Here is a 13,493-nt window from a genome sequence, read left to right as displayed (position 1 = left end):
GCCCTCAGTCGATCCGGATCGTCCCCGTGAAGACGAGATCGGCCGGACCGGAGAGCCCGACGTGCTCGCCCTCCTCTGCGGCGAACATCGTCACGCCGAGCGTGCCGCCCGGGACCTCGACGCGCCAGGCCTGCGGAGCGCGGGCTCCCGCCCAGTAGCGCACGGCCAGCGCCGCCGCCGCGGCACCCGTGCCGCAGCTCAGGGTCTCGCCGCTGCCGCGCTCGTGCACCCGCATCCGGATCCGCCCGATGCCGTCGTGGACCAGGGGCTCGCCGGGGACGACGAACTCGACGTTCGCGCCGTCCTCGGGCTCCGGGTCGAGCTGCGGGATGTAGGAGAGGTCGGCGGACTCGAGCTCCTCGTCGTTGCTGAGGGCGACGACCACGTGCGGATTGCCGAGGTCGATCCCGATGCCGGGGCGCGCGACCTTGAGCTCCTTCGCCCGCACCAGGGGCTCGCCGCCCGCCAGCTCCCAGCGGCCGAGGTCGACCTGGAATCCGGCTCCGCTGCGGGTCACGTCGCGGACGCCGGCGCGGGTGCCGATCGGCAGGGTGTCTCCGGGCTCGAGCGTCGCCAGGCCGCCCGCGAGCAGGAACGCGGCGTAGACGCGGATGCCGTTGCCGCACATCTCGGCGATCGAGCCGTCGGCGTTGCGGTAGTCCATGAACCACTCCGCCTCGCTCTCCTCGGCCAGGGCCGCGGCGCCCTCCGGGATCGCGCGGGAGCGGACGGCGCGGATGACGCCGTCGGCGCCGACGCCGAAGTGGCGGTCGCAGATCATCGCGATCTGCGCAGCCGAGAGGTCCACCTCACCGTCCGGGTCGCTGAAGAGCACGAAGTCGTTGCCGGTGCCCTGGCCCTTGGTGAAGTGCAGCTCGATCGTCATGGCGCACAGCCTAGCGAGGAGCGGGAGCGGCGCCCTGGGCGGCGGCGTGAGCCCGGGCCACGAGGTCCGGCGTGTCGTACGGGAGCCGGTGGGCGCCTGCGTAGCGCCGGAACCAGCTGTTCTGCCGGCGCGCGTAGCGGCGGGTGAGGGCCTGCGTGTCCGCGATCGCCTCCTCCTCGCGGAGGACGCCGGCCCGCTGGGCGAGCGCCTGGGCGTACCCGATCGCGCGGCCCGCGGTGACGCCGCGCTCCAGGCCGAGCGGGACGAGCCGCTCGACCTCGTCGAGCATCCCGGCCGCCCACATCCGCTCCACCCGCCGGTCGAGGCGGTGCACCAGCTCCTCCCGCGGAGCCTCGAGGAAGAGGATCGAGGCGGGGCGCCACGGAACGGGCTCGTCGGACATCAGCGCGCTGTGCGTGCTCCCGCCGGTCAGCTCCGCGATCTCGAGCGCCCGGATGATGCGCCGGGCGTTGTGCGGACCGATCCGCTCGGCCACTCCGGCGTCGACCCGTCGCAGCCGCTCGACGAGCACGCCCAGGCCCTCCCGCTCGGCGGTCTCCTCGAGCCGGCGCCGGATGGCCTGGTCGGTGCCCGCGAACGAGAACTCGAAGACGACGCTGGAGACGTAGAGGCCGGAGCCCCCGACCAGGATCGGCGTCGCCCCGCGCGCCAGCACGCTCTCGATCATCCGCCGCGCCTCGCCCTGGTAGCGGGCGACCGACGCCTCCTCCGTCACGTCGAGGACGTCGAGCAGATGGTGCGGGACGCCCCGCCGCTCCTCCACCGGCACCTTCGCGGTGCCGATGTCCATCCCGCGGTAGAGCTGCATCGCATCGGCGTTCACGATCTCGGCGGCGCCGCCGTCCTGCCGGATCGCCTCGGCGAGATCGAGCGAGAGGTCGGACTTGCCCGTACCGGTCGCGCCGACGACCGCGATCAGCTCCGGCGCGGCATCGGGGGCTTCGGCCTCAGCGCTCGCCATCGAGGGCGTCGTAGATCGGCGTCGTCAGGGCGCCGGCGTCGCGCACGCGCAGGGACGGCAGGCCCAGAGAGACCCGGGGCGCCCCGCTCGCGCCCGGGGCGGCCGGGACCCCGCAGGACTCGGTCTGCGCGCGGTCCCAGGCGTCGCCGGCGCGGGTGCGGCGGATGCGGAGCGGCGCGCCGTCGGGCGAGTCCGCCAGGAGGTAGAAGGGCGCGGCACGCGTGACCTGGACCGAGACCACGTCTCCGGGACGCGGCTGCTCGGAGCCCTCGGGCACGTCGAAGTGCACCAGGCGGCTGTCCTCGGCGCGTCCGCTCAGGCGGTGGGTCTCCGTGTCGCGGCGGCCCTCGCCGGTCGCGACGAGGACCTCGACCTCGCGGCCGACGACCGTCCGGTTCTCCTGCTCGCTGACCGCGTCCTGCAGGGCGACGAGCCGCTCGTAGCGCTCCTGGACGACCGCCTTCGGGATCTGATCGGGCAGCGTCGCGGCCGGGGTGCCGGGCCGGATGGAGTACTGGAAGGTGAAGGCGGAGGCGAAGCGGGCCGCCTCGACGACCCGCAGGGTCTCCTGGAAGTCGGCCTCGGTCTCGCCGGGGAAGCCCACGATGATGTCGGTGCTGATCGCCGCGTGCGGGATGCGATCGCGCACGCGGTCGAGGATGCCGAGGAACTTCTCGGAGCGGTAGGAGCGGCGCATCGCCTTGAGGATGCGGTCGGAGCCGGACTGGAGCGGCATGTGCAGCTGCGGCATCACCGCCGGGGTCTCGGCCATGGCGTCGATCACGTCGTCGGTGAAGGCGGCGGGGTGGGGGCTCGTGAAGCGGATCCGCTCGAGACCGTCGATGGTGCCCGCAGCACGGAGCAGCTTCGAGAACGCCTGGCGGTCGCCGAACTCGACGCCGTAGGAGTTCACGTTCTGGCCGAGCAGGGTGACCTCGATCGCGCCGTCGTCGACGAGTGCCTGGATCTCAGCGAGGACGTCGCCGGGGCGACGGTCCTTCTCCTTGCCTCGAAGTGAGGGCACGATGCAGAAGGTGCAGGTGTTGTTGCAGCCGACCGAGATCGAGACCCAGCCGCTGTAGGTCGACTCGCGCTTGGTGGGGAGCGTGGAGGGGAAGACGTCGAGCGACTCGAGGATCTCGAGCTGCGCCTCGTCGTTGTGGCGGGCCCGCTCGAGCAGGCTCGGGAGGGCACCCATGTTGTGCGTGCCGAAGACGACGTCGACCCACGGGGCGCGGTCGAGGATGACGTTCTTGTCCTTCTGCGCGAGGCAGCCGCCCACCGCGATCTGCATCCCCTCGTGACGGCGCTTCACCGACGCGAGGTGGCCGAGGTTGCCGTAGAGCTTGTTGTCGGCGTTCTCGCGCACCGCGCAGGTGTTGATCACGACGACGTCGGCCTCGGCTCCGTCGGCGGACACGTAGCCCGCCGCCTCGAGCGAGCCGCTCAGCCGCTCCGAGTCGTGCACGTTCATCTGGCACCCGAACGTGCGGACCTCGTAGGTCCTCGGCCGGGTCTCGACGACGGACGACGGGGCGGGACCGAGCGTGCTCATGGTGTGGGATTCTACGCTCCGGTCGGACCGCTCCCGGCCCGCCGCGTCAGCGGAAGCGGACGCTCGACCCCGGCTTGCGGATCGTTTCGCGGACGACGCGCTGCACGAGTCCACCGGCGTAGCCGCGACGCGCGAGGAACCCCGTCAGGCGGCGCTCGGCGACCTCGTCGGACAGCGAGCGCAGGCTCGGCAGTCGCTTGCGCGCGAGCTCGAGCGCCGTGCGGTACTCGTCGTCGCCGTCGAGCTCGTCGAGCGCCGACGCGATCGCCTCGGGGTCGATCTTGCGCGCGCGCAGCTCCTGCTGGATGGAGGAGCGGCCGAGCTTCTTGCGGTCGCGGAGCGAGACGACCAGCTGCTCCGCCATCCGGAGGTCGTCGAGGTAGCCGAAGCGCGTGAAGCGCTCGAGGATCTCGAGGGCGTCCTTCTCGGCGACGCCCTCCGTGTACAAGCGGGCCTCGACCTCGGCGACCGAGAGGCTCTTGCGGGAGAGCCCCCGCACGATCCGGTCGGCGACCTGCTCGGGATCGATCTCCTCCGGGATCTCGATCGCATCGTCGTCGTCCTCGTCGTCCGCGCTCTCGACGAACGCGGGCACGCGCCGGGCGGTATGTGCCGAGAGCTCGGCAATCCGCTCGGAAGCCGAAGACGGGGCGCCGTCGACGGCGGAGTCCTCCGACCTTCGTGCGGCCGCCCCCGGAGCGCTCGTGCGCGGCACGCGTGACTCGGGCGGTTCCGGGAGCGACCCGGGCCCGTCGGCGTCCGGCGCTGCGGAAGCCCAGCCCTCGTCGCCCGCCGCACCCCGGTCGACCCAGGGCAGGAAGGCCACGGGGCGGCCCTTCGCCCCCTCCGCGGCCTTCTCCGCCACGGGCTAGGCGCCCTTGCGCACGGGCTGCTTGGTCTCGATCGCAACCGGAGCGGCCTCGACGGCCGCGTTCGGGTCGACGATCACGCCGAGCTTGACCAGGATGCGCTTCTCGATCTCGGCGGCCACATCGGGGTTGTCGATGAGGAACTGGCGCGCCTTCTCCTTGCCCTGGCCGAGCTGGTCGCCGTCGTAGGTGTACCAGGCGCCCGACTTGCGGACGATCTCGTGCTCGACGCCGAAGTCGATCAGGCTGCCCTCGCGCGAGATGCCGACGCCGTAGAGGATGTCGAACTCGGCCTGCTTGAAGGGCGGGGCCATCTTGTTCTTCACGACCTTGACGCGGGTGCGGTTGCCGACCGCGTCGGTGCCGTCCTTCAGCGTCTCGATGCGGCGGATGTCGAGGCGGACCGACGCGTAGAACTTGAGCGCCTTGCCGCCCGCGGTGGTCTCGGGGCTTCCGAAGAAGACGCCGATCTTCTCGCGCAGCTGGTTGATGAAGATCATCGTGGTGTTGGTGGTGTTCAGCCCGCCGGTCAGCTTGCGCAGTGCCTGGGACATGAGGCGGGCCTGCAGGCCGACGTGGGAGTCGCCCATCTCGCCCTCGATCTCGGCCCGCGGCACGAGGGCCGCGACGGAGTCGATCACGATGAGGTCGATCGAGCCCGAGCGCACGAGCATGTCGGCGATCTCGAGCGCCTGCTCTCCGGTGTCGGGCTGCGACACGAGGAGGGAGTCGATGTCGACGCCGAGCTTCTTGGCGTACTCGGGGTCGAGCGCGTGCTCCGCGTCGATGAAGGCGGCGATGCCGCCGTTGCGCTGCGCGTTCGCGATCGCGTGCAGCGTGAGGGTGGTCTTTCCGGAGGACTCGGGTCCGTAGATCTCGACGATGCGGCCGCGGGGCAGCCCGCCGATCCCGAGCGCGACGTCGAGCGCGATCGAACCGGTCTGGATCACCTCGACGGGGGCGCGGTCGTCGCTGCCGAGGCGCATGACGGCGCCCTTGCCGAACTGGCGGTCGATCTGGGCGAGTGCGGTCTCGAGGGACTTCTCGCGGTCGGAGGAACTGGGCATGGCCGTCTCGCTCTCGTGTTCGTGGTGGTGTCGCCTACAGGCTGTCGCGACATGCCGGTGGCTGTCGGAGTGACAGTGCCGGCCGGCTGCGACAAGGCGGTGAAGCAGGTCCGTTCAGGTGTCTCCGACGGTACGCCCGACCACCGACATCGGGGCCGAGCGAGAGCGACTCCGTGGAGACGGGGCCGTTCCTGCTTCTGTGGAGGAGCCTAGACCCGTTCGAACACGGATTCGAGCACGAGCCGTCGGCGTGTCGAACACGGCTTCGGCAGCGGGCGCGTCAGCGGTGGCGCTTCCGCGGATCCGCCCCGTGCCACCGCGCCTCGGGGACGTCGTTGGCGCGGCAGAGGGCGAGCCAGACCTCGCGCGGCTCCGCTCCGTCCGCGAGGGCGCGCTCCGCGGTGCGGCCCCCGAGCTCGGTCAGCACGAGGTCGGAGACCAGGACACGGGCGTAGGCGCCGCCGAACTCGTCGTCGACCAGCTGCCGGAACTCGCTCAAGCGCATGCGTCCACGGTAGCCGCTGACCGGAGCGGCACTCCCCGGGAACGCCGAAGGGCGCCCGGCCGGAGCCTGGGCGCCCTTCGCGTGGAGCGGGTGCGGTGAGTGGAGGGGACGGGAGCCGACTACTGCGTGACGAGGTCCGCGTCGAAGCCGGCGACCATGTCGGCCGGGATGGTGTCGGGGATGGTATCGATGCCCTCGATGACGGCGAGACGATCGCCGACCTCGCGCATGATCACCGAGATGGGGGTGTCGAGGGCGTCTGCGACAGAGGCGAGGATCTCCGAGGAGGCCTCCTTCTGACCGCGTTCGACCTCGCTCAGGTAGCCGAGCGCAACGCTCGCCTTGCTCGCCACCTGACGGAGCGTACGACCTTTCTGCAGGCGAAAGTCCCTGAGGACATCGCCGATCTCCTGACGAACTAGAACCACTGGACCCTCCTTCTCCACGTCAACCGCATGTCGTGCACCTGCACCGCGATCACGGGCTCCGGAGAGTCTCCGGAGCGGGTGATCGGGGGGCTGGGACGAGAGAACCGGATAGCTGTTCACTACCCGGTTCGTATGGTGTCGACTCTAATACCGGATGACTGGACTTTGCGTGTGAGCGACAGCAGATGTAACCGGGCCGCAATGCAGCGCATTCCGATTCCCGGAAGGCCCCGGCTGGGTATCCGCCTCATGCCCCGCGGCGGAGCAGCTCCGCGCCGAGCGCGAGGGCCGCGCCGACCGAGGCGGCGCGGATCGCGGCGCGGTCTCCGTCGAACCGGTACTCGCGGACGAGCTCGTCCGCGCCGAGGACGGCCGCCACGAAGACGGTGCCGACGGCGGCGTCCCCCTGCGGATCCGGACCGGCGACTCCCGTGGTCGCCAGGCCGAGCGTCGGCCGCCCGTCAGCCGCGAGCCGCGAGGACGCTCCGCGCGCCATCTGGACCGCGACTCCGGGATCGACGGGCCCCCGCGCGTCGAGGACGCGCGCGTCGACCCCGAGGAGCCGGTCCTTGAGGTCGGTGGCGTAGCTCACCACTCCCCCGCGGTAGACGGCGGAGGCGCCGGGCACCTCCACCAGGGCCGAGCTGAGCGCGCCGCCGGTGAGGGACTCCGCGACAGCGAGGTCGACGTCCCGCCGGCGGAGCTCGGCGAGGAGCTGCGCGGCCGTCACCGCGTCGTCCGGGCGGCCCGGCTCTGGCGGGCGGCGTCGGCGAGGTAGTCGATCCCGGTGACGACTGTGAGCACCACGGCGGCGGTCATCGTGACGCCGTTGAGCCAGTGCACCCACTCGCCGAGGACGGCCCAGAGCGGCAGCAGTGCGAGGGAGATCGCCACCGACTGCACGATCGTCTTGAGCTTGCCGCCCCGCGACGCCGGGATCACCCGGTCCGAGAGGACGGCCATCCGGAAGACGGTGATGCCGATCTCCCGCACCAGGATGACGATCGTCACCCACCAGGGCAGCTCCGCGAGGATCGAGAGACCGACGAGCGCCGCCCCGGTGAGCACCTTGTCGGCGATCGGATCGAGGAGCTTGCCGAGATCGGTCACGAGACCACGGCTCCGAGCGATGTGCCCGTCGATGCCGTCCGTCGCGATGGCGACGATGAAGAGCAGCGCCGCCGCGATCCGGACCCCGCCGTCCTGCCCCCCGTCGGCCAGCAGGAGCCAGAAGAAGACGGGCGCCAGCAGGATCCGGACGACCGTGATCGCGTTCGGCAGGTTCCAGTTGCCCGACGCGGCCGGAGCCGGTGCAGTGGGAGTGGTCATCGTGCTCCGCCGTTCCTCGCAGTACGGGCGACCGGGTCGGTCACTCGCGTCCCGTCAGCGTCCAGGCGTCCTCGCCGGACCCCTCGTCGTCGTCGTGGTAGTCCGTGGCGGCGGGCCCCGTCGGCTCGGCCAGCGGATCCGCGTACGGGTCCGGGGCGACCGAGGACGGCGCGGCGGGCCCCTCGCCCGGGTCCTCGCCGCGCATCCGCGCGAGGACGCCCGGCAGCTGCTCGGCGGTGACCAGCACGTCCCGGGCCTTCGACCCCTCGGAGGGGCCGACGACCTCGCGCGACTCGAGCAGGTCCATCAGGCGGCCCGCCTTGGCGAAGCCGACGCGGAGCTTGCGCTGCAGCATCGAGGTCGAGCCGAACTGCGTGCTGACGACGAGCTCGGCCGCTGCGACCAGCAGCTCGAGGTCGTCGCCGATGTCGGAGTCGATCTCCTTGCGCTGGGCCTGGACGGTGATGTCCTGGCGGTACTCGGGCTGCGCCTGACGGGTGACGTGCTCGACGACCTTCGCGATCTCGTCCTCGCGGACCCAGGCGCCCTGGACGCGCATCGGCTTGTTGGTGCCCATGGGGAGGAAGAGGCCGTCGCCCTGCCCGATGAGCTTGTCGGCTCCCGGCTGGTCGAGGATGACCCGCGAGTCGGTCACGCTGGTCACCGCGAAGGCGAGGCGGCTGGGCACGTTCGCCTTGATGAGCCCGGTCACCACGTCGACGCTCGGCCGCTGAGTGGCCAGCACGAGGTGGATGCCCGAGGCGCGCGCCAGCTGGGTGATCCGCACGATCGAGTCCTCGACGTCGCGCGGGGCGACCATCATCAGGTCGGCGAGCTCGTCGACCACCACGAGGAGGTAGGGGTACGGCTTGAGGACGCGGCTGCTGCCGGCGGGGAGCTTGATCTCGTCGGCGCGGACGGCCGCGTTGAAGTCGTCGATGTGGCGGAACCCGAACGACGCGAGGTCGTCGTAGCGCATGTCCATCTCCTTCACGACCCACTGCAGCGCCTCGGCGGCCTTCTTGGGGTTCGTGATGATCGGAGTGATCAGGTGCGGCACGCCGCCGTAGATGGTGAGCTCCACGCGCTTGGGGTCGATCAGGACCATGCGCACGTCCTGCGGGCGCGCGCGCATCAGCAGGCTCGTGATCATCGAGTTGACGAAGCTGGACTTGCCGGAGCCGGTGGAGCCGGCGACCAGGAGGTGCGGCATCTTGGCGAGGTTCGCCACGACGTAGCCGCCCTCGACGTCCTTGCCGACGCCGATGGTCATCGGGTGCGTGGACGTCGTCGAGGCCGGCGAGCGGAGGACGTCGCCCAGCGAGACGATCTCGCGGTCCGTGTTGGGGATCTCGACGCCGATCGCGCTCTTGCCCGGGATCGGGGAGAGGATCCGGACCTCGTTGCTGGCGACGGCGTAGGAGAGGTTCTTGCTGAGCGCGGTGACGCGCTCGACCTTGACGCCCGGGCCGAGCTCGATCTCGTAGCGGGTGACGGTCGGGCCGCGGGAGAAGCCGGTGACGGTCGCGTCCACGTTGAACTGCTGCAGCACCTCGGTGATGGCGCGGACCATCTCGTCGTTGGCCGCCGAGCGTGCCTTGGAGGGCGTGCCCGTCGAGAGGGCGGCAGCCGAGGGGAGGCGGTACGGTGCGTCGTCCTCGAACGAGGAGTCGAATTCGGCGGTCGGGTCCTCCTCGGCGAGGGGCGTGATCGGGCCGGTCTCGATGACGGGCGGGATCGGGACGGCGGGCGCCACGTCGAGGCGGTCGAGCCGGATGACCTCGGTCGCGTCGTCGTCGACCACTCCGGTCGCGCCGCGGGGCGCGCCCGACTGCTCGAAGCGGGCGAGGGCCGCCTCGGCGGTCTCGGCCTCGGCCAGCACCTCGGTGCCGTAGGAGCGGGTCGGCGGGTGCGCCTCGTCGTCGCGCTCCTCGAGCGCGGTGTCGAAGCCCTTCGCGCGGCCGCGGGCGGGCGCGGTGCCCTCGATGACCTCCGTGAAGGAGTCGATCGGGAGCTCGGTCTGCACGGTCGGCTCGTCCTCGCGCCCGGACTCGGTGCGGCGCCACCAGGGCAGCTCTCCGCCGTCCTGCTGCGCGTCCTCCTCCTGCTCGGCCTCCGCCTTCGCGGCGGCCTTGGCAGCGGCCCGCTCGGCCTTCAGGCGGGCGCGCTCCTCGTCGTCGAGGACGGGGGCGCCGAAGAGGTAGCCGTAGAGCTCGCGCGAGCGCGCCCCGATGCGGTTCGGCGGGGTCTTGGTGATGATGAACAGCGACAGCAGGATCACGAGCGACAGCAGCACGGTCGCGCCGGGGACGGTGGCGATCGCCGCGAGCGGGGCGCCCACCAGCCAGCCGAGGACGCCTCCCGCTGCCGCCATGGTCTCGATGCCCTGGCCGGGCTGCGGCAGGCCGAGGTGCGCGTGGCAGATGCCTGCGGAGGCGACGAGCAGCGTGATGACGCCCACGCCGATCCGCCCGTTGTCGTCGACGGACCGGGGGTGCCGGAAGAGCCAGAGGGAGAAGAGGAGCAGGACGACCGGCAGCACGTAGGCGACCCTGCCGAAGAAGCCGCCGAAGCTCCACGCGTCGAGCACCAGGGCGACCGGGTCGGTCGCGAGGAACCACTCGACGACCGCGCCCGCGACGGCGAGCAGCAGCAGGAGGAAGGGGACGCCGTCGCGGCGCTCCTCCTTCGCCAGCCGCTCGGGACCGAGGGCGCGGGCGGCGCCGCCCGCGAGGTGTGCCAGCGCCATCCAGAGCCGCACGGCCGGGTTGGTGCGCGGGGCGGATTCGAAGGCCACCGTCTTCGTCTCGGCGGCCGCCTTGCCCGAGCCCCGGCCGGATCGCGGCGCGCCGGAGCGCGGAGTCGCGCTGCCGCGCCCGCGGGAGGTCGTCTTGGTACTGGTCGCCATGAGGCCACCGTACCCGCCGCCCCCGTCAGTGCCGGCGACCCGCGCCGCGGCGACCCGACGCCGATCGGCCCCCGGCCAGGAGGCTCAGGCCTCGATGACGAGCGGCACGATCATGGGCCGGCGGCGGTAGGAGGTGTTGACCCAGCGGCCGACGACGCGACGGACGGCCTGCGAGAGCGCGTGCTGATCGCTCGCTCCGTTCCGCACCGCCTCCTCGAGCGCGGCCGCGATCCGGGGCTTGACCTCGTCGAAGACGCTGTCGTCCTCCGCGAAGCCCTTCGCGTGGATCTCGGGGCCGACGACGATCCGCCCCGAGCCCGCCTCGACCACCACGATGATCGAGATGAAGCCCTCCTCGCCGAGGATCCGCCGGTCCTTCAGGTCGGCGTCGGTGATCTCGCCCACCGACGATCCGTCGACGTAGACGAACCCCAGGTCGAGCCGTCCGACGACACTCGCCTTCCCGTCGAGCAGGTCGATCACGGTGCCGTCCTCGGCGATGATCGTGTTCTCCTCCGCGATCCCGGTCTCGCGCGCGAGCTGCGCGTTGGCGACCAGGTGCCGGTACTCGCCGTGCACCGGCATCACGTTCACCGGCTTGAGGATGTTGTAGCAGTAGAGCAGCTCGCCGGCCGCGGCGTGCCCGGACACGTGCACCTTCGCGTTGCCCTTGTGCACGACCGTCGCTCCGAGCCGGGTGAGCCCGTTGATGACCCGGTAGACCGCGTTCTCGTTGCCGGGGATGAGGCTGGAGGCGAGGATCACGGTGTCGCCCTCCCCCGGCTCGATCTGGTGGTCGAGGTTGGCCATCCGGCTGAGGACGGCCATAGGCTCGCCCTGCGACCCGGTGGACATGTAGACGATCCTGTCCTCGGGGACGTCGCCCGACTTCTTCATGTCGACCAGGACGCCCGGCGGGACGTGGAGGTAGCCGAGGTCCGCGGCGATGCGCATGTTGCGGACCATGGAGCGGCCGAGCAGCGCCACGCGGCGGCCGGTGGCGTGCGCCGCGTCGAGCACCTGCTGCACCCGGTGGACGTGGCTGGAGAAGCTCGCGACGATGACGCGGCGGGTCGCCTTGGCCATGACGCTCTCGATGACCGGGCCGATGTCGCGCTCGCTGGGCGTGAAGCCGGGGACGTCGGCGTTGGTGGAATCGACCATGAACAGGTCGACACCCTCCTCGCCGAGGCGGGCGAAGGCGCGCAGGTCGGTGATCCGGCCGTCGAGCGGCAGCTGGTCCATCTTGAAGTCGCCGGTGTGCAGCACTGAGCCCGCGTCGGTGACGATCGACACGGCCAGCGCGTCCGGGATCGAGTGGTTCACGGCCACGAACTCGAGCTCGAAGGGCCCGAGGTTCTCGACGTCGCCCTCCTTCACGGTGAGCGTGTACGGCGTGATCCGGTGCTCCTTGAGCTTCGCCTCGACGAGGGCGAGCGTGAGCGTGGAGCCGATCAGCGGGATGTCGCGCTTCAGCCGGAGCAGGTACGGGACGGCGCCGATGTGGTCCTCGTGGCCGTGGGTGAGCACCACTCCGACGATGTCGTCGAGCCTGTCCCTGATGGGCGTGAAGTCCGGGAGGATCAGGTCGACGCCCGGCTGGTCCTCCTCCGGGAAGAGCACGCCGCAGTCGACGACCAGGAGCCTGCCGTCGATCTCGAAGACGGTCATGTTGCGGCCGATCTCGCCGAGACCGCCGAGGGGGATGATCCGGAGCGTTCCCGGCGCGAGGGGGGCGGGGATGATCACGGGACCGGGCATGCGCCCTCCTTCTCCAGCGGTGCTTTCTCGGGACGTGCCGCTCGGGCTCAGCGGGTGGTGCCGGCGACCTTCGGGAGGGCGCCGCCGGCCGCCGCATTGCGGTCCGGCCGGAAGTTGCGGAAGTCCACGCCCGGGATGTCGCGGACCAGGCCGAGCTCGTCCTCGATGAGCGCCGCCTCCGACTCCTCCGGGCCGACCAGGGGCAGCCGCACGCGCGGCGAGGAGATGCGGCCGAGGCCGTGCAGGATGTACTTCGCGGCGACGGTCCCGGGGACGTGGGTCATCACGGCGCGCACGAGCGGCTCGAGCTGCTGGTGAGCGCGGGTGGCTGCGTGGAGGTCGCCCGCGTTCACGGCGTCGACGATGGTGCGGTACGGAGAGGCGGCGATGTTCGCGGTGACGCCGATGAGTCCCGTGGCGCCGATGGCGAGCTCGGGGAGCACGTTCGCGTCGTCGCCGCAGAAGTACATCAGGTCGGTCTGGTTGAGCACGCGGCTGACCTCGGAGAGATCGCCCTTCGCGTCCTTCACAGCCAGGATGTTCGGGTGCTTGGCCGCCCGCAGGATGGTCTCGTAGCGGATCGGCACGCCGGTGCGGCCGGGGATGTCGTAGAGGATGACCGGCAGGTCCGTCGCGTCCGCGATCATCCGGAAGTGCGTGAGCACGCCCGCCTGGGTGGGCTTGTTGTAGTACGGGGTGACGATCATGTTGCCGTCGGCGCCGGCCTTCTCGCTCTGACGGGCGAGCTGCATGGCGTGGGCGGTCTCGTTCGAGCCGCCTCCCGTGATGATCTTGGCGCGGCCTCCGGCGACCGAGCGGCCGACCTCGACGAGGCGGATCTTCTCCGGGTCGGTCAGGGTGCTGGTCTCGCCCGTGGTCCCGGTGACCACGATGCCGTCCGCGCCCGCTGCGATGCAGTCGTCGATGTGCTTCTCGACACCGGGCCAGTCGACCTCGCCGTCGGCGGTGAACGGGGTGACCAGGGCGACCAGGACCTGGCCGAAGGGATTCTCCGGAGTTGACACGCTGCCAGGGTAGCGGGTCGCCGCCGCGCAGCTCCGGTGAGTGCAGGTGTGCCGTTTGCAGGGGGTGGTGCCGTCTGCAGGGGGCGGTGCCGTCAGCATGGGGTCGTGCCGTCAGCAGGGGGCGGTGCCGTCTGCAGGAGTTCTCCGCGGTACGGGGCGTTCTTCCGCTCAACGGCTC

General features: G+C 71.5%; 12 protein-coding genes. All 12 read right to left on the bottom strand.

Annotated features, from left to right (window positions below; all coding sequences use genetic code 11):
- Positions 1-4 precede the first annotated feature (4 nt).
- Positions 5-886, bottom strand: a complete 882-nt coding sequence (gene dapF, locus GSU45_RS06270; protein WP_159913614.1) for a diaminopimelate epimerase — start codon at positions 884-886, stop codon at positions 5-7.
- Positions 887-896: 10 nt separating this feature from the next.
- Positions 897-1,868 carry a tRNA (adenosine(37)-N6)-dimethylallyltransferase MiaA gene (gene miaA, locus GSU45_RS06265; protein WP_159913612.1) on the bottom strand — a complete coding sequence of 324 codons (972 nt, stop codon included), beginning with the start codon at positions 1,866-1,868 and terminating at the stop codon, positions 897-899.
- Positions 1,855-3,423: a tRNA (N6-isopentenyl adenosine(37)-C2)-methylthiotransferase MiaB gene (miaB, locus tag GSU45_RS06260; protein WP_159913610.1), complete on the bottom strand. Its 1,569-nt coding sequence runs from the start codon at positions 3,421-3,423 to the stop codon at positions 1,855-1,857. The genes miaA and miaB overlap by 14 nt, the downstream gene beginning before the upstream one ends.
- A gap of 46 nt (positions 3,424-3,469) precedes the next feature.
- Positions 3,470-4,018, bottom strand: a complete 549-nt coding sequence (locus GSU45_RS06255; protein WP_159913608.1) for a regulatory protein RecX — start codon at positions 4,016-4,018, stop codon at positions 3,470-3,472.
- A gap of 273 nt (positions 4,019-4,291) precedes the next feature.
- The gene (gene recA, locus GSU45_RS06250) at positions 4,292-5,359 is read right to left on the bottom strand and encodes a recombinase RecA (RefSeq protein WP_104224475.1); all 1,068 of its coding nucleotides are present in this window, start codon (positions 5,357-5,359) and stop codon (positions 4,292-4,294) included.
- A gap of 280 nt (positions 5,360-5,639) precedes the next feature.
- Entirely contained in the window at positions 5,640-5,864 is a 225-nt protein-coding gene (locus GSU45_RS06245) for a DUF3046 domain-containing protein (protein ID WP_159913606.1), read from the bottom strand.
- A gap of 119 nt (positions 5,865-5,983) precedes the next feature.
- Entirely contained in the window at positions 5,984-6,292 is a 309-nt protein-coding gene (locus GSU45_RS06240) for a helix-turn-helix transcriptional regulator (protein ID WP_068207524.1), read from the bottom strand.
- Between the two features lie 247 nt (positions 6,293-6,539).
- Positions 6,540-7,022 (bottom strand): CinA family protein, encoded by a 483-nt coding sequence (locus tag GSU45_RS06235; protein ID WP_159913604.1) that lies wholly within the window; start codon positions 7,020-7,022, stop codon positions 6,540-6,542.
- Positions 7,019-7,621 (bottom strand): CDP-diacylglycerol--glycerol-3-phosphate 3-phosphatidyltransferase, encoded by a 603-nt coding sequence (pgsA, locus tag GSU45_RS06230; RefSeq protein ID WP_159913602.1) that lies wholly within the window; start codon positions 7,619-7,621, stop codon positions 7,019-7,021. Before pgsA ends, GSU45_RS06235 begins: the two co-directional genes overlap by 4 nt.
- A 40-nt stretch (positions 7,622-7,661) precedes the next feature.
- Positions 7,662-10,529 carry a DNA translocase FtsK gene (locus GSU45_RS06225; protein WP_159913600.1) on the bottom strand — a complete coding sequence of 956 codons (2,868 nt, stop codon included), beginning with the start codon at positions 10,527-10,529 and terminating at the stop codon, positions 7,662-7,664.
- A gap of 84 nt (positions 10,530-10,613) precedes the next feature.
- Complete coding sequence (locus GSU45_RS06220) at positions 10,614-12,290, bottom strand: ribonuclease J (RefSeq protein WP_159913598.1); 1,677 nt, start codon at positions 12,288-12,290, stop codon at positions 10,614-10,616.
- Between the two features lie 47 nt (positions 12,291-12,337).
- Positions 12,338-13,315, bottom strand: a complete 978-nt coding sequence (gene dapA / locus GSU45_RS06215) for a 4-hydroxy-tetrahydrodipicolinate synthase (protein ID WP_159913596.1) — start codon at positions 13,313-13,315, stop codon at positions 12,338-12,340.
- Between the last annotated feature and the right edge of the window lie 178 nt (positions 13,316-13,493).

The organism is Rathayibacter sp. VKM Ac-2801, from assembly GCF_009834245.1.
Classification (GTDB): Bacteria; Actinomycetota; Actinomycetes; order Actinomycetales; family Microbacteriaceae; genus Rathayibacter.
This window is presented reverse-complemented; position numbering and strand designations above follow the sequence as displayed.